This window comes from Flavobacterium jumunjinense (genome assembly GCF_021650975.2).
Classification (GTDB): domain Bacteria; phylum Bacteroidota; class Bacteroidia; order Flavobacteriales; family Flavobacteriaceae; genus Flavobacterium; species Flavobacterium jumunjinense.
In genome coordinates this window covers 1,896,307-1,915,707 of record NZ_CP091285.1, presented here as the reverse complement: position 1 = coordinate 1,915,707, position 19,401 = coordinate 1,896,307, and the positions used below count along the sequence as shown (strand labels likewise).

The 19,401-nt window shown below is 31.1% G+C and carries 21 protein-coding genes and 2 tRNA genes; 7 read left to right on the top strand and 16 right to left on the bottom strand.

Going from position 1 to position 19,401, the window contains the following annotated elements:
* Positions 1-27: 27 nt before the first annotated feature.
* The 3 genes from aat to L2Z92_RS08505 form a co-directional block, all read right to left on the bottom strand.
* On the bottom strand, positions 28-663 hold the full coding sequence (gene aat / locus L2Z92_RS08515; RefSeq protein WP_236458400.1) for a leucyl/phenylalanyl-tRNA--protein transferase: 636 nt from the start codon (positions 661-663) through the stop codon (positions 28-30).
* Between the two features lie 133 nt (positions 664-796).
* Positions 797-1,171 carry a DUF3127 domain-containing protein gene (locus L2Z92_RS08510; RefSeq protein ID WP_236458399.1) on the bottom strand — a complete coding sequence of 125 codons (375 nt, stop codon included), beginning with the start codon at positions 1,169-1,171 and terminating at the stop codon, positions 797-799.
* Positions 1,172-1,183: 12 nt separating this feature from the next.
* Positions 1,184-2,059 carry a flavin reductase family protein gene (locus L2Z92_RS08505; RefSeq protein WP_236458398.1) on the bottom strand — a complete coding sequence of 292 codons (876 nt, stop codon included), beginning with the start codon at positions 2,057-2,059 and terminating at the stop codon, positions 1,184-1,186.
* Positions 2,060-2,242: 183 nt separating this feature from the next.
* On the opposite strand from L2Z92_RS08505, the gene L2Z92_RS08500 reads away from it, so the two are divergent.
* Positions 2,243-3,394: a sensor histidine kinase gene (locus L2Z92_RS08500; RefSeq protein WP_236458397.1), complete on the top strand. Its 1,152-nt coding sequence runs from the start codon at positions 2,243-2,245 to the stop codon at positions 3,392-3,394.
* Positions 3,395-3,467: 73 nt separating this feature from the next.
* Here the strand turns inward: L2Z92_RS08500 and L2Z92_RS08495 are convergent, their stop codons facing one another.
* Both L2Z92_RS08495 and L2Z92_RS08490 read right to left on the bottom strand, forming a co-directional pair.
* A complete protein-coding gene (locus L2Z92_RS08495; protein ID WP_236458396.1) occupies positions 3,468-3,812 on the bottom strand; it encodes a toxin-antitoxin system YwqK family antitoxin in 345 nt (114 codons plus the stop codon).
* A gap of 151 nt (positions 3,813-3,963) precedes the next feature.
* Positions 3,964-4,977 carry a TlpA family protein disulfide reductase gene (locus L2Z92_RS08490; RefSeq protein WP_236458395.1) on the bottom strand — a complete coding sequence of 338 codons (1,014 nt, stop codon included), beginning with the start codon at positions 4,975-4,977 and terminating at the stop codon, positions 3,964-3,966.
* A gap of 94 nt (positions 4,978-5,071) precedes the next feature.
* Between L2Z92_RS08490 and aspS the strand changes: the two genes are divergently transcribed.
* From aspS to L2Z92_RS08475, 3 genes are all read left to right on the top strand, one after another.
* Complete coding sequence (aspS, locus tag L2Z92_RS08485) at positions 5,072-6,817, top strand: aspartate--tRNA ligase (RefSeq protein WP_236458394.1); 1,746 nt, start codon at positions 5,072-5,074, stop codon at positions 6,815-6,817.
* Positions 6,818-6,860: 43 nt separating this feature from the next.
* Complete coding sequence (locus L2Z92_RS08480; protein ID WP_236458393.1) at positions 6,861-7,094, top strand: hypothetical protein; 234 nt, start codon at positions 6,861-6,863, stop codon at positions 7,092-7,094.
* 77 nt (positions 7,095-7,171) lie between these two features.
* Complete coding sequence (locus L2Z92_RS08475; RefSeq protein WP_236458392.1) at positions 7,172-7,372, top strand: cold-shock protein; 201 nt, start codon at positions 7,172-7,174, stop codon at positions 7,370-7,372.
* Positions 7,373-7,496: 124 nt separating this feature from the next.
* Here L2Z92_RS08475 and L2Z92_RS08470 read toward each other — a convergent pair whose 3' ends face one another.
* Complete coding sequence (locus tag L2Z92_RS08470) at positions 7,497-7,886, bottom strand: HIT family protein (protein WP_236458391.1); 390 nt, start codon at positions 7,884-7,886, stop codon at positions 7,497-7,499.
* A 1-nt stretch (position 7,887) separates the two neighbouring features.
* Positions 7,888-8,364: a transcription elongation factor GreA gene (greA, locus tag L2Z92_RS08465; protein ID WP_236458390.1), complete on the bottom strand. Its 477-nt coding sequence runs from the start codon at positions 8,362-8,364 to the stop codon at positions 7,888-7,890.
* A 149-nt stretch (positions 8,365-8,513) separates the two neighbouring features.
* Here greA and L2Z92_RS08460 point away from each other — a divergent pair, with 149 nt between their 5' ends.
* Positions 8,514-8,951 carry a hypothetical protein gene (locus tag L2Z92_RS08460; RefSeq protein ID WP_236458389.1) on the top strand — a complete coding sequence of 146 codons (438 nt, stop codon included), beginning with the start codon at positions 8,514-8,516 and terminating at the stop codon, positions 8,949-8,951.
* Between the two features lie 55 nt (positions 8,952-9,006).
* Here the strand turns inward: L2Z92_RS08460 and L2Z92_RS08455 are convergent, their stop codons facing one another.
* The 7 genes from L2Z92_RS08455 to L2Z92_RS08425 all read right to left on the bottom strand — a co-directional run bounded on the left by L2Z92_RS08455 (position 9,007) and on the right by L2Z92_RS08425 (position 16,640).
* Positions 9,007-11,094, bottom strand: coding sequence for a peptidylprolyl isomerase (locus tag L2Z92_RS08455; RefSeq protein ID WP_236458388.1), 2,088 nt, complete (start codon positions 11,092-11,094; stop codon positions 9,007-9,009).
* Between the two features lie 99 nt (positions 11,095-11,193).
* Positions 11,194-12,462 carry a hemolysin family protein gene (locus L2Z92_RS08450; RefSeq protein ID WP_236458387.1) on the bottom strand — a complete coding sequence of 423 codons (1,269 nt, stop codon included), beginning with the start codon at positions 12,460-12,462 and terminating at the stop codon, positions 11,194-11,196.
* A 3-nt stretch (positions 12,463-12,465) separates the two neighbouring features.
* The gene (locus L2Z92_RS08445; RefSeq protein WP_236458386.1) at positions 12,466-12,651 is read right to left on the bottom strand and encodes a hypothetical protein; all 186 of its coding nucleotides are present in this window, start codon (positions 12,649-12,651) and stop codon (positions 12,466-12,468) included.
* A 54-nt stretch (positions 12,652-12,705) separates the two neighbouring features.
* Entirely contained in the window at positions 12,706-13,266 is a 561-nt protein-coding gene (lptC, locus tag L2Z92_RS08440) for an LPS export ABC transporter periplasmic protein LptC (protein WP_236458385.1), read from the bottom strand.
* 1 nt (position 13,267) lies between these two features.
* A complete protein-coding gene (locus L2Z92_RS08435) occupies positions 13,268-14,638 on the bottom strand; it encodes a tetratricopeptide repeat protein (RefSeq protein ID WP_236458384.1) in 1,371 nt (456 codons plus the stop codon).
* A 21-nt stretch (positions 14,639-14,659) separates the two neighbouring features.
* Complete coding sequence (locus L2Z92_RS08430; protein WP_236458383.1) at positions 14,660-15,910, bottom strand: hypothetical protein; 1,251 nt, start codon at positions 15,908-15,910, stop codon at positions 14,660-14,662.
* On the bottom strand, positions 15,903-16,640 hold the full coding sequence (locus tag L2Z92_RS08425; RefSeq protein WP_236458382.1) for a type III pantothenate kinase: 738 nt from the start codon (positions 16,638-16,640) through the stop codon (positions 15,903-15,905). Before L2Z92_RS08425 ends, L2Z92_RS08430 begins: the two co-directional genes overlap by 8 nt.
* 104 nt (positions 16,641-16,744) lie before the next feature.
* Between L2Z92_RS08425 and L2Z92_RS08420 the strand changes: the two genes are divergently transcribed.
* Both L2Z92_RS08420 and L2Z92_RS08415 read left to right on the top strand, forming a co-directional pair.
* Positions 16,745-16,817 (top strand) — tRNA-Phe (locus tag L2Z92_RS08420).
* A gap of 64 nt (positions 16,818-16,881) precedes the next feature.
* A tRNA-Phe gene (locus tag L2Z92_RS08415) sits at positions 16,882-16,954 on the top strand.
* Between the two features lie 54 nt (positions 16,955-17,008).
* Here L2Z92_RS08415 and L2Z92_RS08410 read toward each other — a convergent pair.
* Together L2Z92_RS08410 and L2Z92_RS08405 are read right to left on the bottom strand one after the other, a co-directional pair.
* A complete protein-coding gene (locus L2Z92_RS08410; protein WP_236458381.1) occupies positions 17,009-17,926 on the bottom strand; it encodes a GYDIA family GHMP kinase in 918 nt (305 codons plus the stop codon).
* 130 nt (positions 17,927-18,056) lie between these two features.
* Positions 18,057-19,373, bottom strand: coding sequence for a hydroxymethylglutaryl-CoA reductase, degradative (locus tag L2Z92_RS08405; protein ID WP_236458380.1), 1,317 nt, complete (start codon positions 19,371-19,373; stop codon positions 18,057-18,059).
* Positions 19,374-19,401: the final 28 nt, after the last annotated feature.

Sequence of the window (19,401 nt, the reverse complement as noted above, 5' to 3'; positions counted from 1 at the left end):
CTTATATTAAAGTATAAAACTACACAATTAATAATTTAAAACCATCATAAAATCTTCCCTATCAATTTCCACACAACCTAAAGAGGCTAAATGATCATTATAAACTTGGCAATCAATCAGTCTGTAATTTGCTTTTTGAAGTTTTTGTGCTAACGTTATAAAAGCAACTTTACTAGCGTTGGAAACTTTAGAAAACATGCTTTCTCCACAAAAAATATGACCTAAATCTACCCCATACAAACCGCCAACTAGTTCCTCATTTTGCCAAACTTCAACAGATTTAGCATAACCTAATTCATGTAGTTTACAATAAGCTTCCACCATATCTTCGGTTATCCAAGTTCCATTTTGACCTTCTCGTTTTATTACTTGACAATTAGTTATTACTGCTCTAAAATCTTTATTAAATGTTACTTTAAACTCCTCTTTATTAAAAACATTACGCATACTTTTGGTTATTCTTAAATCTTCAAAAAGCAGCACCATACGCTCTTCTGGAGCCCACCACATTATAGGTTCGTCATCTTCAAACCAAGGAAAAATACCACTTCTGTATGCCAACAGTAATCGCTCAATAGATAAGTCGCCTCCAATAGCAATAATACCCTCAGGTGAAGCTTCTTCAACGGGTGGGAAATAAAGGTCTTTTGTTAGAAAATACATTTAAAAAAAAGATAAAAGAATATAGATGAAAGAAAATAGATAGAAGAATGTACTAAAAATTAGGAAGTCATTCAAATAAGTTTTAATTATCGAATGACTTCTTTTTTCTATATTCTATTCTCTTTTCTCTTGATTAAAAAGGTAAATCGTCGTGTTCTTCTTCATTAAAGTTAGTTGCAGGTTCAAAAGCGTCTGCAGCTGGCATAGGTGGCACTTGCCCTGAAGGAGCTTCTGATTGCATTTTTTCGATTCTCCAACCTTGAATAGAATTAAAATATTTAGTTTCTCCTTGTGGATTAACCCATTCTCTACCTCTTAAATTGATAGAAACTTTTACTTCTTCTCCTTGATTATAGTTATTCAACAAATCTGTTTTATCTTGAGTAAACTCAATCATTATATGTTGAGGGTATTGCTCTTCAGTTGTTACAACTAACTCTCTTTTCTTAAACGTTGCACTAATTTGTTGTACCGGGTTGATTACCTTTACTTTTCCTGTTACTTCCATCTCTTAAAAATTTTATTTTTTTGCTAAAAGTACTTGCCACGCACTTTTAGTATCGTTATTATCTAAATATTTTTTGGCTAATTGATACTTTTTCAATACATCATCTGAGCTCAAAACAGCTTTTATTTCAAAATTATCTTTTGCAAAGATAGTAATTTCTTCTTCAGAAGGAATTGCTTCAATATTTCCTAATTTTCCTAAATCATTACCTGTAAAAACATTACTCTCTTTAACTTCTACAGGAATTGCATCTACACCTATACCTAAGGTTGAAATAGGTTTTTCAACTTCAAACATTCCCATATTAGCTCTACTGTACCAATTTCCACCCATTCTAGAAACCAAATCAATTTTATGTTGATCTATTGTTCCATTTTCATCTAAAACCGCTTCGTTAATATGAATTTTAACTACTTCACAAACTACTAAATTTCCAGCACCACCTTGATCTCCTAATGCTATAACTTCATTAATTATGCATTCAAACTGAACAGGGCTTTCTGCTACTCTAAATGGTTTCACAATATCCGACTTAACCATGGTTAAACCTGATTTTTCAAATTCATTTACACCATCTGGATATTCTGTACTTGATAATGACATTTGCTGAACAATATCATAATTAACCACATTAATAACAACTTCTTTAGTGCTTTTAGAATTGATTAACGTATGTTTTATTGAATTATCTCTGACTCTCCTTGCTGGTGAAAAAATCAAAATTGGAGGATTAGAGCTAAAAACATTAAAAAAACTAAAAGGAGACAAGTTTGGATTTCCGTTTTCATCGAGCGTACTTGCAAATGCAATTGGTCTCGGTGCAACGGCTCCTTGAAGGTATCCTTGTAATTTTGCTGGTGCTATTTCCTTTGGGTCTATTGATATCATTTTGAAAATATTTTTACAAAATTACACAATTTTAATCTCAACCCAAATTGAAAAGGCATTTATATAAAATTCTTCTCTTTTCTATTAAAAACAAAATAAGTTTTTAATAATTACGTTTCAGTATTAATAGATCCCTATATACTTAATTACTTTTTTTAGTATTTTTACTAACAAATATTTCCTATGCAATTTTACGAAAAAAGAAACATCACACGTTGGTTCATAATATTATCTTCCTTCCTAATTGTAATCATCATACTTTGGAACACCTATACTTTCTTTCAGATTTTTAAAAACGAAGAACGTTTAAAAGTTGAATTATGGGCGGATGCTCAAAAAAACTTAGCTAATGCTAATGAATATACCGATGTTGAATTGCCGTTTAAAATTATAAGCGCCAATAGTACAAACCCTATGATTGTTATTAACAATGATAACGTTATACTCAACAACAATAATATTGAAGAAGAGATTGCCAATGATAGTATTTTATTAAAGAAGCTTTTTGATAAGATTAAAACAGAAAACATGCCAATTAAAATGTCTCTTTCTGATGACACTTATCATCTATTATATTATGGAAATTCTCCATTACTGAACAAATTAAAATATTATCCAATTGCTTTAGTTTTGATTATCATTTTATTTGGAGCTGTAGTATACAATTTCTATAGAGCCACAAAAATGGCTACTCAAAATAAACTTTGGGCAGGAATGGCAAAAGAGACAGCTCATCAAATTGGCACGCCTTTATCTTCATTAATTGGTTGGTTAGAAATTTTAAAATTAGACAATGTAGAAGAAAGTACCATTCAAGAAATTGAAAAAGACATCAATCGTTTGCAAACCATTACAGATCGTTTTTCGAAAATTGGTAGCGAACCTGTTCTTGAAATAAAAGATATTATTGATGAGACTAAGAACTCTTACGAATATCTTAAAGCCAGAACCTCCAAACATGTTGTTTTTTCTTTCTCCGGTCCTGAATACCCTATACAGATTCCCATCAACCCAATACTCCACAGCTGGACAATTGAAAATCTTGTTAAAAATGCTATCGATGCCATGAAAGGAAAAGGGAAATTAGATATAAACATCATTGATGATGTAAATATTATAAAAATCAAGATTACGGACACTGGAAAAGGAATTCCAAAAAACCAATTCAATAAAATATTTGAACCCGGTTTTACTACTAAAAAAAGAGGTTGGGGACTAGGTTTATCATTAACAAAAAGAATTGTTCAAGATTATCACAAAGGGAGAATTAAAGTTATTGCCTCTGAGATTGGAAAAGGAACAACAATACAAGTGAGCTATTATAAAAACCTATAAAAAAAGAAAATACCTTCAACAAAAAAAGATGGTAAATTTTACCATCTTTTTTATTTATAATTTTTATTGAAATCTAGTTTTTAACTAATGTTTCACTAGACCATTTTTTTATTGCTACAATTCTACTATCAGAAAAGTCTACTTCACTTAATTTATCTGTATTCCAGAAAAACCATTTACCAACTTTATTTCCCTTATTATATTCACCAATAGTCTGCTTAACACCACTTTCATTATATGAAATCCATTCACCATGTAATTTTCCATCCAAATAGAAACCTTCTTGTTTCACTTGACCGTTATCATGATAATAAGTAGCCTTAACCATATTATCAACTGCTTCGAACTTTGGTTCTACCTTTTGAGCAAACATTAAACTTGAGATTAATAAAGATGCTGTGATTATTATATTTTTCATATGTCTATATTTTAATAGGTTAAGTAATTATTATAACAAATATAATAAACTATTTTACAATAAACAAACATTAAGTTAACAATTTGGTAACATTGAAAATTTAAAAAAAGTCAATGCTTTCACATCGACTTTTTAATATTATCTCTTTGTCTTATCCTTTATAGTTTAAAAGCTCATCTAAAGCAGAATTAAAAGCTTCAGAAGATGGTCTTGGCGCATCAGCTATCATAATATTACCTTCAACATCTACTAAAATAAACCTTGGAATACCACTAATTTTTAATGCTTTCACCAAATCAGAATTCCAATCATTCTCAGCAATTAATTGAACTCCTCCAAGTTTCTTGTCTATAACAAATTTTTTCCACTTATCATAATCCTTCTTCGAATCAATAGATATACTAACAAATTCTATATTTTTTCCTTTGTATTTTTCTTCAGCTTTTTTCAAAAATGGAATCTCAGCTCTACATGGTCCACACCAAGTTGCCCAAACATCTATATAAACTAATTTTCCTTTGAAATCACTAATTTTAGACATTCCTCCTTTATGATTCTCAAAACTAAACGAAGGAAAAGAAGTTCCTGCCATTTTACTAGCCTCTAATTTTTGTCCATAATATTGTGCAAACATTTTTGCATCTTGCTCAATCATAGGATTCAATAAAGCAACTAAGTCTGCATCTATATCTGCACTACTAAGATTTGCTAAATCACTTTCTTTTTTCTTGTTTAAACCTCTTGTAAATCCAGCTTGATCCTCTTTCATCAAGTCTTCCGCCACAATACCAAAAGCTTCATCAGATAATGCTTTTTTAGCTAAATAATTATTCTCTTTAGAACCATTTCCAGAATAAACAATAGATTCATCAAATTTCTTTGCGTCCATTGTTAACTTCAAATTATATCCGCTTTTTAAATATACTAAAGTTGCTTCAGTTCCATCGAATATTTGAAATAAACCAGCAGCTGGAATTTCAAATGCATCCTTAAATTCACCTTTTTTATTCAGTTTTATAGTCTTTCCAAAATTTCTTCCAGAAGAAACAACTATAGAATCTGAATTACGATTTGCTATTTTCCCTTCAAAAGAGACCATTTCACTGCTATCTTGAGCATATGTAGATACTATAGCAAATAAAAATAATAGGATTACTTTTTTCATAACACTTATATTGAGTTTAAAATAAAAACCAAATCTAATAAATTTAAGCGATAAAATTAATATTTGTTATTACTTTTGCATAAATTTTAAGAAAATGTATAGAAGTCATACTTGTGGAGAACTAAATGCTTCACACATAAATACAGAAGTAACATTAGCTGGTTGGGTACAAAAATCAAGAGACAAAGGTTTTATGATTTGGGTCGACATTCGTGATAGGTATGGAGTCACTCAGTTAATCTTAGATGAAGAACGAACTAATAAAGATGTTTTTGAGAAAGCGAAATCATTAGGAAGAGAATTCGTTATTCAGGTTAAAGGTAAGGTTATCGAAAGAGAGTCTAAAAACCCAAACATGCCAACAGGTGAAATTGAAATTTTAGTTTCAGAACTTACTGTTTTAAACCAAGCAATGGTTCCTCCTTTCACAATTGAGGACGAAACAGATGGCGGAGAAGACCTAAGAATGAAATATCGTTATTTAGACATCCGTAGAAACCCAGTAAAAAATAATTTATTATTCCGTCATAAAGTAAGTATGGAAGTTCGTAAATTTCTTTCTGATAAAGGATTTTGCGAAGTTGAAACACCCTATCTAATAAAGTCAACTCCAGAAGGAGCACGTGATTTTGTTGTACCTAGCAGAATGAACGAAGGACAATTCTATGCCTTACCTCAATCTCCACAAACATTCAAACAATTATTGATGGTTGGTGGAATGGATAAATATTTTCAAATTGTAAAATGTTTCCGTGATGAAGACTTAAGGGCAGACCGTCAACCAGAATTTACACAAATAGATTGTGAGATGGCTTTTGTTGAACAAGAAGACATATTAGATATGTTTGAAGGATTGACTCGTCATTTGCTAAAAGAAATTAAAGGTGTAGAAGTTGCAAAATTCCCAAGAATAACTTACGATTATGCAATGAAAACATATGGAAACGACAAACCAGACATTCGTTTCGAAATGAAATTTGGAGAGTTAAACGCAATCGCTCAACATAAAGATTTTTCAGTATTCAATAGTGCAGAATTAGTTGTTGGTATTGCAGCTCCTGGTTGTGCTTCTTATTCAAGAAAAGAAATAGATGCGTTAATCGAATGGGTGAAACGACCACAAGTTGGTGCTCTAGGAATGGTGTATGTAAAATGTGAAGCAGATGGAACATTTAAATCTTCTGTAGACAAGTTTTACGATCAAGAAGACTTAAAAAAATGGGCAGAAGCAACCAATGCCAAACCTGGTGATTTAATATTAGTATTATCCGGAAACGCGGATAAAACGAGAGCACAGCTTTCTGCTTTACGTATGGAAATAGCAACTCGTTTAGGCTTACGCAAACCTAACGAATTTGCACCATTATGGGTAATTGACTTCCCTTTACTTGAATGGGATGAAGAAAGTGCACGCTACCACGCAATGCATCATCCATTTACATCTCCAAAACCAGAAGACATCAAATTGATTGAAACTGAACCAGGAAAAGTAAGAGCCAACGCGTATGACATGGTTTTAAATGGAAATGAAATTGGTGGTGGTTCAATTCGTATACATAATAAAGAACTTCAAGCAAGAATGTTTGATTTATTAGGCTTTAGCAAAGAAGAAGCTGAAGCTCAATTCGGTTTCTTAATGAATGCTTTCGAATTTGGAGCTCCTCCTCATGGTGGTTTAGCTTTTGGTTTAGATAGATTAGTTTCTATTTTAGGCGGACAGGAAACAATTCGCGATTTTATTGCTTTTCCAAAAAATAATTCAGGTAGAGATGTTATGATTGATGCACCTGCAAAAATTGACAACAAACAATTAGACGAATTACATATTCGTTTAAAATAACTCAAAAAGGCTCAAATTGAGCCTTTTTTAATTTTCTTTAATTATGAAATACATACTTAGGTTTTTACTTTTTTCTTTTTTCGCATTAGTAATCTACGGTTATTATCTAAAGAATATTAATAGTGCAGATGGTGACAAATGGGTAGGTTTAGGCGTACTATTACTTGCTTTAGTCTTAATGCCATTATTCATTTATCATAGGTATCGTAACAAAAATATTAAAGATTATGTGTTAAAAAATAATGCTCCAGAAAAGGAAAAGTCTGAAAATCAATAATTTTTTCACTCAAAACTGTGTTTGTTTCACAAATAAGTATATCTTTGGAGTATTATTAATTATTTTTACATTACAACATGCGAATAGGCACAGTTAAATTCTTCAATGAAGAAAAAGGTTACGGTTTCATCACAGATGAAGAAACAGGAAAAGACATTTTCGTACACGCAAGTGGAATGAGAGTTGAGTCATTAACTCAAGGAGAAAGAGTAAATTACGAAGAAGAAGAAGGAAGAAAAGGTAAAGTAGCTGCTCAAGTAGTAGTTATCGAAGACTAATATATTTATATCATTATTATTTTTTGATTACCTAGAAAGACTAAAAAGTTCTGCAATTGCAGAACTTTTTTTTTGTTATTATATTTTTCAGAATAAAAAAATCCTGCTTTAACAGGATTTTAATTTAAATATTTTGACTTATCTTTTTAGCTAAAGCTTCAAATTCTTCTTTTTCTAAACTTACCTTCCTCTGAAAACGCATATCATCCATATCTTGTAAAGGAATTAAATGCACGTGTACATGAGGAACTTCAAGCCCTACAACCGCAACACCTACTCTTTTACATTCTATTGTCTTCTCTATGCCTTTTGCAATTTTTTTAGAGAAAGCCATAAGTCCTAAATACAAATCATCTTCCATATCGAAGATTTTATTTATTTCTTTTTTAGGCACACACAAAGTATGTCCTTTAGCATTTGGATTAACATCTAAAAAAGCTATAAAATTATCATCCTCTGCTATTTTATAGCATGGAATTTCACCATTTACTATCTTAGTAAAAATAGACGCCATATTATTCTCTTGATATTTCTATGATTTCAAATTTTAACACACCATTAGGAACACTAATTTCGGCAATTTCACCTACTTTTTTCCCTAACAAACCTTTTCCTATTGGTGAAGTAACTGAAATTTTTCCAGTTTTTAAATTCGCTTCACTTTCTGCAACTAATGTATATGTCATTTCCATACCATTAGTTTGATTTTTTATTTTAACAGTTGACAACACAAGTACTTTTGATAAATCTAATTGTGATTCATCAATTAAGCGAGCATTTGCCAAAATTTCGTCCATTTTAGAAATCTTCATTTCAAGTAACCCTTGCGCTTCCTTAGCCGCATCATATTCTGCATTTTCAGACAGATCGCCCTTATCTCGAGCCTCCGCAATAGCCTGTGATGCTTTTGGTCTTTCAATGCTTTTTAATTGCTCAACTTCATCTCTTAGTTTTTTCAAACCTTCTGCTGTGTAATAAGATACTGTACTCATAAGTTCATTCTTTATATAAAATAGAAAGAATCCCACCAAAGTGGGATTCCCTTCTACAAAGGTAATAATTATTTTTTAATTTTAATTTATGTCTGATTTTTAGCTAGTCAAATTTAAATAAATTAAATTTGATATTTAAAATTTATAGCATGAAAATAAGAAAAAGCATAATATTTTTTATCATGATTGGCTTATCAATCAGTTGTTCGAAAGATGATAAAATTAACAACAGTAATCCCTATTTACCAAACTTTCCAGTTGACGTAACATTAAATCTAAACTTACCACAATATAGTCAATTAGTTTTTGATACCAATGTAGTTTACGTAAACAATGGTGCAGCAGGAATTAGAGGTGTTTTCGTTTTCAATGCTGGAGGTGGAAATTACAAAGCTTTTGATGCTGCATGCCCAAACCAAGTACTCTCTACATGTTCAACTATGACAATTAACGGGATAAAGGCTAAATGCCCATGTGATGATACCGAATATAGTTTCTTTACAGGATTAGCCCCTGGAAAAGAATACCCAATGAAACAATACAGAGTGCAACAAATAAACTCTACCACGTTAAGAGTTTATAACTAAAAAAAAAGATCCGCTGAAAATTTCAACGGATCTTTTTTTTAAGCTTATTTTATCATTAAAATCTAGCTCTATTATCATTAATTTCCGCTTTCTCTTTAATAGCTTGATATGCTCTAGACTGAGAAGAAGAAGCTTGTTGCGATTTCTCTTGAGTAATAAATGTAGAAAAGTTATCTAATGCTGGTGCAGCACTTACTTTCTTAGATTTAATCATAAATACACCCGAATTACCTACAATCAACTTAGACGACTTCCCTTCTGCTAAACTAAATGCAGTCCCAACAACTTTAGGCTCTAAACCTACATTAGGAATTAACGGGTTTCCAGAAGAAACACCTGCAGCAGTTAAAACAGATCCACCAGAACTCTTTGCAATATCTTCTAAAGAAGTCCCAGTCATTTTCTTTTTAATTTGCTCTGCTTTTTTCTCATTTCTTAAAATAACACCTATAGATTCTTTAGCTACATCCATAGATAATAAACCAGTGTCATTTTTACTTTTCAATTTAGCAACAACAAATCCAGTTGGAGTTTCAAAACGTTTAACATCTCCTAATTCTGTTTCATTGTTAAAAGTCCAACGAACAATTTCTCTTTGTGCGCCTAAACTTTGAATATATTCATCTGAAGATTTAATATTAGCAGCAGGAAGTACTGTAAATTTAGAAGTTTTTGCTACTTCTTCAAAGTTTTTACCTCTAACTGCTTCTTCGAATTTACTTGCTTGACTATATAAATTATCAATAGTCTCGTTTGATGCTTCAACTTTTTTAGAAATTGTAGCTAAACGAACTGCATCATACTTAGCTGATACTTTAATAACATGGAATCCATAATCCGTCTCTACAACTCCAATTGATCCAACTGGGTTATTAAAAACAAAATCATTAAAAGTTGGAACCATTTGACCTGGAGCGATATTATCGTATTCTCCACCTTTATCTTTTGACCCTGGATCATCAGAATTAGCCGAAGCTAAAGCTGCAAAACCATCAGGATTAGACTTAGCTTGTGCTAACAATGAATTTGCTAATGCCTGAGCCTCTTCTTTAGTTCTTGTTGAAGTAGGACTTTGTGCACCATCAAAAGACAATAGGATATGACTTGCTTTTGCACCTGAATTAGATTTTCTACCTACAAGTCTTGATAAAGATTGATTACCGTTATTTAAATAAGGTCCAAAAACTTCACCTTCTGTTAAGTTAAACAATTGCTCTTGAAACTCAATAGGCAAATTTTTCTTTAAAATATAAGTAGAATCATAAGGCGTTTGAGAATTTTTATTTACAAAAGCAGCTAACTTTTCAACCTCTACATCTTTAAACGCAGGAACACCTTCTCCACCGTTAACATAATTATAGAATTCAGTTTCTAAATCTTTTTCATCTTTTGTAGAAGGTTTTTTCTCTAATAAGATGAAGTCAATACTTCTAGTTTCTTCTGATTTGTATTTTTTAGCATTCTTTTTCATATATGCCATAACTTCATCATCAGAAACTTTAATTTGATCATCATTAATTGTTGAAAAACCAACAGTTACATAATCAAAATCAGCTTTCTTGTTATCTAATTCATGCTTAAATTTACCTTCAGCTTTAGTAGTATAAACACCACCTTTAACCATATTATAATACAGTTGCTCTACAGCAGATTTTTCAGCATCTTTTTCAAATTGCTTCCATTGAATCCAACGATCCTGATTAGGGTCATTTTTAATTGACTTTACAAATTCTTTAAATTTACTTTCATCAAATTTCCCACCTTCATTTAAGAACTGTGGATTTTGAGAAAAATATGGATTTGCTTTTATAACGTTAATAATTTGCTCATCTCCGATACCTAATCCGATTTTTTCAATTTCTCCTCCAACCAAAATACTTCTAACTTCTTGTTCCCACACAGTATTCATTGCTTGAGTAGAACTCATGTTTTGCCCTTGCTGTGCTTGTTGCTCAACTTGAGCTACTTTCTTCATGAATTCTTGTGATGCAATATTTGTCCCATCTACAGATCCAATATTATTTGAGTTTGAACCAAAGCTTCCAGATTTGATAACATCAGCTAAAACAAATGAAAACAATGCTAAAGCGATAATTACGATTAGAAAGAATGAACGTTGTCTAATTTTAGATAAAACTGCCATTTTATATTAATTTAATTTTATTCAGTGAGCGAAAATACAATTATCTATTTAATAACAAAACAGAAAAGTTAAAATTTCTATTAATTTTTTGTCTTTTTCTTATTGTTTTTCTTCTGAGATTGAAAGTCTAACCAATTCTATCTTTTTATTTGAAGCAGAATGTATCGTAATTTCAAAGTTTTCAATCCTAATTTTCTTTTCATTTTGAGGAATTTCTTTTGTATTATGAACAATAAAACCACCCAAAGTACTATAGGAATCATTTTCTGGTATTCCTAGGCCATATTTCTGATTTATAAATTCAACATCTAACCTTCCCGAGAAAAGATAAGCATCATTCTCAATTTTTTCATCTATTAGAGCTTCATCTAAATCATGTTCGTCTTCAATTTCCCCAAACAACTCTTCAATAATATCTTCAACGGTAATAATTCCAGATGTACCACCATACTCATCTAGAATAATTGCCATACTTTTTCTTTTTTTAGTTAGAATATCCAACAAATCTTTTACAAAAATAGTTTCTGGAACATACTCAATAGGCATCATAATAGACTTTATTGTCTCTGGCTTTTTGAATAATTCAAAAGAATGAACATATCCTAAAATATCATCAATCGAATTTTGGTAAACAATTATTTTAGAGTATCCTGTACTTACAAACAAAGTTCTCAACTCAGAAACTGAATCTGAAATATCTACACCCGAAATCTCAGTACGAGGTGTCATAATATCTCTTGCTTTTAAGTCTGAAAATTCTAATGCATTTTGAAAAATCTGAATCTCTGAATCAATTTCATGATCTTGAGAAATACTATTCATTTGTTCCGTAATATAATTCCCCAGCTCTACCTTACTAAAATAGTCTTGCACTTGATCTCCATCTGTTTTAAAGAATTTTTTCAAAATAAAATCTGAAATCCAGATAATAAACTTAGAAACCCAAAAAAATAATTGATAAAAGACATAAGCTGGTGCTGCAAATAACTTCACAAAAGAATTTGCATATATCTGAAAGAACACTTTTGGCAAAAACTCTGCAGTCATTAAAATTATTGCAGTAGAAAGCAGTGTTTGAAGTAGGAGACTTACAAATGGAGAAAAAGCATAACTAAAAGAAGTTAACCAATTCATCAATAAATCACCCGAATAAATTCCATAAATTACCAAAACAACATTATTTCCAACCAACATCGAAGTGATAAACTGAGATGGTTTTTCTGTTAATTTAGATAAAATTTTTGCGTTAAAATTTTGCTGTTTTTTTTCTATAGAAAGATATACTTTATTGGAAGAAATATAAGCAATTTCCATTCCAGAGAAAAAGGCTGAAAGTAGTAAACAAATAACAATAATCGCTATTTCCATATATTACTTTTGACCATTTTTCTGTTTATTATAAAAGTGTCTTCTAAAGAAGAACATTCCTATTGCGACTACTGCAATTACAATACTCATAAGGTAACTTTCATTATTTTGATATCTTCTAAATGCTTCATAAAAAAAGAAAACACCAAAAAGCAAATAGAAATATTGTATAAATTTTAAATAATTCATTTTTTCAAATTTTCATCAAAAATAAGGAAATTAATTGACAAAAAATAAAATGTTTTATTCTACACTATTGATTTCTCCACTACTCGTTTGCATATTGAAGATTTTAAAGTCCTTACTAAAGTCTACACCGGGCCCCTGAAGAAAACCTCCTGCATTATCTGTATATTTAAAATGTTTTTCAGTAAAAAACCATTCATTTTTTTGATCAAAATACAACTGAGATGTTTCTAACTTCTTACCATCGCTTGAAGTTATAGTCACATTACCTTGTAAATCAATAATATCTGTACGTTTGTACGAAATTGCATAATCCGATTCTATAACTGTTGTTTTATTATTAGCATCAAACATCGTTACCTCTACTCCCTTTGGAAATTCAGTAAAAGCATTTGGTATATTACTATAATCCAACATTTTTTCACTTTTAAGAATAGACTTAACACGTCCTGAATCTGTATATTTTAAATTAACCGAATCTACCTCACCTGCTGGCAAAAAAGAAGATTTATTAAACTTCTGAACATCTTTTAAAGACCCTTCACATGAAAAAAACATAGTCACAGTGATTATTACTGTGACTATATTAAATATTATATTTCTATTTTTTTTTCTCATATTATAGAGAAGGAACCGTTACACTTTCTCCAACCCAACAGTTAAAAGAAATTCTTTTTCCAGACATGTTTCCATCTTTATGATTAAAAATTTCTGCTCTAGAAGGCGCAGATGCTCTGTAATTTGCTGCTCTACTCGAAGCCGTTCCTCTTAAAGAAGAATCTACCGAAGCTGCTTTATCACAATACTGTGCCGCTAACCAATAAATAGCTCTCTTACTAAATGGATCTGTTCCACAATCATTCAAGCTACCAGCATATAAATCACCAATCAACATATACGCTCTACCATATGAAGGTTTAGCTTGCAATGCTTTTCTTGCGTAATTTCTTGCTTGACTTTTACTTGATCTAGAATAAATAGTAGCCATTTTCATATACACATTTGCTTTCTTACCACTATCTGTAAACAAATCTGCTGCTTGATTAAAATAGCTCATTGCTTTAGTGATATTTTTCTTTTGATACTCAACAACACCTAACTTATAAGCAGCTTCCGCACTTGGGTCTAACTTATAAAGCGCTTCTGAAATTTTAGAAAACAATGGATCACCGTCACATTCTTTAGCTTCTAAACGATCCGCAGCTCTCAGCAACCATTGCTTGTTACCAACATTTTCATCAAATGATTTTTGATAAAAAGGAATCAATTTATCACATGATGACAATTGAACAATAATTCCATCCATACTTGATGTAACTATAGCTATATCCTCTAAATTCGCTTCGTATTTTCCTTTCGCTTTCGCCTCTTTTGCATCTAATTCTTGACCTGCTTCTTCTTTTGCTATTAAAACATCTTTAGCATCTGAATATTCTTTTTCTTGTAACGCTAATTTCTCATAAATATCATCATATTTATCAAATACTTGTTGAAGCGTAATTCCTTTTTTCTCTCCTTTATAATCATTTACAAAGATTTCGAAGTAAGCATATAAAGCTCTTGTAGAATCGAAATTTTCTTTATCTGTTTTAAAAGCTTTATCTAAAAAAGCAAAGATTTCTTCGTTATTTCCAACTTTATAATTAAACAAAGTCAAACCTTTTTTCATATCAACACTACCTGCTGTTTCCGGAAAGTGCGTTAAGTTTTCATCATAAAAACTCATTAAATCACGAACGTATTTTTCTTTTTCAGCGCCTTCTACTCTTTCAATTTTTTGCTTAATAGCAAATTCACCATAAGAATAAACTCTTTTATCAAAAGAAGCACAATCTTTTCTCAATGTCGCTAGGTAATCATAACCTGCTGGGTCGTTTGCCCTAACGGAAGAACCCATTAAACTTAAAGTCTCTGTACAAGCATCGCTATTTTGTGCATTTGCAAAAAAACCAATCGTTGCTACAAATAATAAAGATAATTTAGTTTTCATATATACTAATTATAAAATTTATTAATCAATTTTTCTTTTCTTAAACCATTTATCACTTAAAGATAAACCTATACTTAAATTAAAATAGTTTTCTCTTACTAAGTTATAATATGTAGTTCCTCTTACACCGAATTCGAAACCTACATCTATTTTTGAATATCCTAGCGGTAATCCTAGACCAAAATTCATGCCATAGTCATTAATCTCTTTATTCTTTATCACCAAGCCAGTATTTTCATATCTAACCCCAGCTCTATAAACAACCCTACTTAAATAGCTTGTATACGAATCGAATTTAGGTATATAAAATCCACCTAATACAAATTTTTGCGAATTCTTATAAGCTACATCAGCATCTTCATCTCTAAATCTATTTGATATTTGACTACTACTTTGAAAAGTAACCTCTGAACCAACTAACCATTTGTTTTTTTCACCCAAACCTAATCCTAAAGCTAATTTAGTTGGAATTGACAATTTTGAATTTGGTACTGCAATATCAATATTATCATTGACAATTTCTGCTCCGTTACCCGTAAAAGTAACTGTTGCAAGATTGCGCTCGTTTGTTGAATTTAATCTTGCTTCTGGAGAAAACACAAAACTAGTATAAATGTCGTATTTTTCTTTCCATTTTGTAGTATACAAGGCCCCAATATTAAATGAGCTACCTGATATTCTTGAAGTATTTCTTTCTCTTCCAGACAAAGTAATTGACGTGTTATTCTCTATACTTTCATTTTGAATATCTCCAAAATTATATTGAACATCGAAACCTAAACTTAATTTTTTATTTACACTGTATGCTAAACCAAAAAACACCTTATTTATATTTCCTTCTCCTGTAAAACTTTTCTCTACAACTTGACCGTCTATTGTAGTTGAGCTTTTTAACTTATATCCAACTGCACTATAAGGCAAAACACCTAAAGAAGCACCAAATTTACCCATAGGAATACCAACTGCTAAATAATCTAAGCCTGTTCTTTTCGCTTTTCCTTTTTCAGTTTCATTCTCTAAATTAGTAAATGTTGACGTTGCACCAACTGCTAATGTTGTTAATCTTAAATGCGAATATGAAGCTGGATTTAGTAAATTAAGAGAAATACTATCCCCTTGAATACCTAAGCCTCCCATGGCTCTTGAGCTTTGAGTACCTCTAAATTTAACTTCACCTAAACCATAATATGAATATGGTGATGAAGTACCTTCTTGCGAGTAACCTATAACACAAAATAAAAGTGTTACAAAAACAATTAATTTTTTAGTCATTTTTTCTTTGTACATAAGTAAATAATAAATTCAAACTCTCTAGTAAAAAATTTGAATTGGCAAATATGGTGCTTTTTAATCTTTTAGCCAAAAATTCCGCATCGCCTCCTGTTAAAATTACTGTTAAATCTTCATATTTAAGAAAATATTGTGATGCGAATCCCTCTATTTCACTGATTACTCCATTGATAACACCTGAATGAATTGCCTCATCCGTTGAGTTTCCAACAAAATTATTTGGATGTTTTTTTTCTAATAACGGCAATTTAGCTGTATAATTGTGTAAACTATCATAACGTAACTTAATACCTGGTGAAATTGCACCTCCTAAATAGTTGTTGTTTTCATCAATAAAATCATAAGTAACACAAGTTCCTGCATCGATAATTAAACAATTTTTCTTTGGGTATTTTATAGACGCACCAGCAGTTAATACCATTCTGTCTACCCCCAAAGTATTTGGCGTACTGTATTTGTTCTGAAATGGCATTCTTGTTTGATTAGATACAACGGTTAAATTGGAGTTCTTTTCTATTAATAAAAATGTTTCTTTATCTAGATTACCAACTGAAGATGATATTGAATTTACTATTTCTGGAAAATTATAAAAAATTTCTTTTATTTTTTTTTCAGCATCATTTCTCACAAAGCTCTCTTTAAATAAAATTTTATCATACTCAAAGACAGCACATTTAATCCTTGTATTACCAATATCTATAGTTAAAAGCATTATTAAGATTTTCGGTTCGCAAATATACAAAATGATTTTTTTAAAAAAATGTCTTGGATATTTAAAAAAGCGTTATATATTTGCACTCGCTAAAACAAAGCAATGGTACCTTAGCTCAGTTGGTAGAGCAATGGACTGAAAATCCATGTGTCCCTGGTTCGATTCCTGGAGGTACCACAAATTACTACTAAAAGTAGATTCTAAAATATCGTTATAATCTTATTTGTTCTTTGAACAAAATGGTACCTTAGCTCAGTTGGTAGAGCAATGGACTGAAAATCCATGTGTCCCTGGTTCGATTCCTGGAGGTACCACAAAAAAAACCACTCAAACGAGTGGTTTTTTTATTTCCAATAATTTATAGTTTTCTACAAAACCATTTCATCATAGCTTAATATTGTAGTATATCCTTTTTCTATAAAATACTCTTTAGGGCTTTGCTTAGACAACACCATAACAAAATCACCTCCCCAAGCTCCAAGACTTTTTACAATCCCTTTAAAATCTGGAAATAACATTTCTTTCACTGTTTCAGTTTCTAGAACATTACTCATTATAACTTGATGTCTTTCCATCAACAATGCAAATGCTCGCCCTTCGCTTGTTTTTAATGCATCTTGAGTAATTTGATCTATTTCTGAAATAATAGTATCGACTCTATGTCGTTTTGTTATATAATTTGAAATTGCGGATTTACTACTTTGCTTTTTATTTAAATAAACGAAGTGTATATTTTCTTTAAACGAAGGTTCGAAATCTACAATTTGAAATTTTGATTTATTATTTTCTATAGAATAAATTATAGGGTGGTTATTTTGAGCACATGCAACATCGTACCCACTACCTCCAAAACTTTTTTGCAACAATTCAAAAGCATCTATTTGCAACCATTGTCCTAAGTTATTGATTAAAGTAGAAGATGTTCCTAGCCCCCATAATCTTGGAAATGTTAAATGCGTTTCGATAACATACCCATCTGAATTATTAATAAAGCCAGGATTTTGAATAAAGGCTTGATGTAAAATTTCTAAAAGTGTATTTTTTACCTTAGAATTTGTGCCTTCTGTTTCTTTTTTTTGAATTTCCTGAAAAGTAAGCACATCTTGAAACCATATTGTTTTATCTGAATCATAGCTTACCCAACTAATTTCTTTATTTTTCCCTTGATTAACTACCAAGTTTTGACCGAATTTTGTTGGCACCGCTAAGGCTTTTGCCCCATCGAGCACAACATATTCCCCTGTTAGGAGTAGTTTTCCATTACTATAAAAAATTTGTTCTTTCATATTGATTGGTTTTAGCCCTGATGGAAGCGACATCCTGACATTGCGAGATTTGAACTTATGTATTTAAAAATCAATGCATTTCTCGCAATGACAGATATAGCGAACAGCAGGAATTAGCTCCTAAAAAAGATTACTTTCTTAGTCCTTCTAAATAATCTACGACTAAACTGTGTGAGATTGTTGCGTTTTTGAAATACTCCATAACTTGTACTTTCTCTTCTTTACTTGCCTTATGCTGATTCAGTATATTGTTTATATGCATCTTCATGTGTCCTTGTTGTATCCCTGTTGTTGTTAGCGAGCGAACTGCGGCAAAATTTTGCACTAAGCCAGTTACTGCAACTATCTTCATTAAATCTTCTGCACTTGGATTACCTAACATTTCAAGTGAAAATTTAACCAAAGGATGTAAAGAAGTTAAACCTCCTATTGTCCCTAATGCTAATGGAATTTCTATCCAGAAAGTGAAGATATCGTCTTCTATTTTCGCATGTGACAGGCTTCGATACTGCCCCGTTTTACTTGCATAGGCATGAATCCCTGCTTCTACAGCCCTAAAGTCGTTACCTGTAGCCAAAACTACTGCATCTACCCCGTTCATGATTCCTTTATTGTGCGTTACCGCTCTGTAAGGTTCTATTTCTGCTATTTTAACTGCATTTACGAATTTTTCTGCAAATTCTTTAGCATCTATTGATGCATCTTCGCTCATTTGGGAAACTGGGCATGAAACTTCTGCTCTAACTACACAGTTTGGCACATAGTTACTCAAAATACTCATTATTATTTGAATATTTTTTTCGTTTTCTGTGAAATCTAAAAAATCTTGCGCTTCGTTTTCTAATGTTTTTGCAAACTGCTCTAAACACGTGTTTATGAAGTTTGCTCCCATACTATCTTTCGTATTAAAAGTAGCATGAAGCTGATAATAGTTATCTAATTCTTCCGTTTTATTTCTTAATTCTATATCTAATATTCCACCTCCACGCTTTTGCATGTTCTTGGTAAAATTTTCGGTTTCTGTAAAGAATTTCGGTTTAATTGCATTAAAAAAAGATTGCAATTTTTCTGAATTTCCATTAAAAAGAAAATGTACTTGTCCAATTTTTTCTGTGTTGATTACAGTTGCTTTAAACCCGCCTCTTTCACCCCAAAATTTTGCCGCTTTTGATGCTGCAGCAACAACCGAACTTTCTTCGATTGCCATTGGAACCGTATAACTTTTATTGTTTATAATAAAGTTTGGAGCAACTCCGTAGGGCAAATAGAAGTTTGTAATTGTGTTTTCTATAAACTCATCATGTAGTTTTTGCAAACTTTCATTGCTATTCCAATATTGACTAACTATTCCTTTTGCTGTTTCTGGGGTTGAGAAATAAGTTTTAACTATCCAATCTACTTTCTCTTCTTTTGATAATTTTGAGAAACCTTTAATGTTTTGAGTCATGAATTCTACTTTCTTAATAAGTCTGCAA

Coding starts and splice junctions, on each gene's coding strand:
- L2Z92_RS08490 (WP_236458395.1), bottom strand. CDS start 4,977: ATGAAAAAAGTAATCCTATTATTTTTATTTGCTATAGTATCTACATAT.
- L2Z92_RS08450 (WP_236458387.1), bottom strand. CDS start 12,462: ATGGAAATAGCGATTATTGTTATTTGTTTACTACTTTCAGCCTTTTTC.
- aspS (WP_236458394.1), top strand. CDS start 5,072: ATGTATAGAAGTCATACTTGTGGAGAACTAAATGCTTCACACATAAAT.
- L2Z92_RS08430 (WP_236458383.1), bottom strand. CDS start 15,910: ATGACTAAAAAATTAATTGTTTTTGTAACACTTTTATTTTGTGTTATA.
- L2Z92_RS08495 (WP_236458396.1), bottom strand. CDS start 3,812: ATGAAAAATATAATAATCACAGCATCTTTATTAATCTCAAGTTTAATG.
- L2Z92_RS08505 (WP_236458398.1), bottom strand. CDS start 2,059: ATGATATCAATAGACCCAAAGGAAATAGCACCAGCAAAATTACAAGGA.
- L2Z92_RS08425 (WP_236458382.1), bottom strand. CDS start 16,640: ATGCTTTTAACTATAGATATTGGTAATACAAGGATTAAATGTGCTGTC.
- L2Z92_RS08410 (WP_236458381.1), bottom strand. CDS start 17,926: ATGAAAGAACAAATTTTTTATAGTAATGGAAAACTACTCCTAACAGGG.
- L2Z92_RS08510 (WP_236458399.1), bottom strand. CDS start 1,171: ATGGAAGTAACAGGAAAAGTAAAGGTAATCAACCCGGTACAACAAATT.
- L2Z92_RS08455 (WP_236458388.1), bottom strand. CDS start 11,094: ATGGCAGTTTTATCTAAAATTAGACAACGTTCATTCTTTCTAATCGTA.
- lptC (WP_236458385.1), bottom strand. CDS start 13,266: ATGAGAAAAAAAAATAGAAATATAATATTTAATATAGTCACAGTAATA.
- L2Z92_RS08475 (WP_236458392.1), top strand. CDS start 7,172: ATGCGAATAGGCACAGTTAAATTCTTCAATGAAGAAAAAGGTTACGGT.
- L2Z92_RS08460 (WP_236458389.1), top strand. CDS start 8,514: ATGAAAATAAGAAAAAGCATAATATTTTTTATCATGATTGGCTTATCA.
- L2Z92_RS08435 (WP_236458384.1), bottom strand. CDS start 14,638: ATGAAAACTAAATTATCTTTATTATTTGTAGCAACGATTGGTTTTTTT.
- L2Z92_RS08445 (WP_236458386.1), bottom strand. CDS start 12,651: ATGAATTATTTAAAATTTATACAATATTTCTATTTGCTTTTTGGTGTT.
- L2Z92_RS08405 (WP_236458380.1), bottom strand. CDS start 19,373: ATGACTCAAAACATTAAAGGTTTCTCAAAATTATCAAAAGAAGAGAAA.
- L2Z92_RS08470 (WP_236458391.1), bottom strand. CDS start 7,886: ATGGCGTCTATTTTTACTAAGATAGTAAATGGTGAAATTCCATGCTAT.
- L2Z92_RS08480 (WP_236458393.1), top strand. CDS start 6,861: ATGAAATACATACTTAGGTTTTTACTTTTTTCTTTTTTCGCATTAGTA.
- aat (WP_236458400.1), bottom strand. CDS start 663: ATGTATTTTCTAACAAAAGACCTTTATTTCCCACCCGTTGAAGAAGCT.
- L2Z92_RS08500 (WP_236458397.1), top strand. CDS start 2,243: ATGCAATTTTACGAAAAAAGAAACATCACACGTTGGTTCATAATATTA.
- greA (WP_236458390.1), bottom strand. CDS start 8,364: ATGAGTACAGTATCTTATTACACAGCAGAAGGTTTGAAAAAACTAAGA.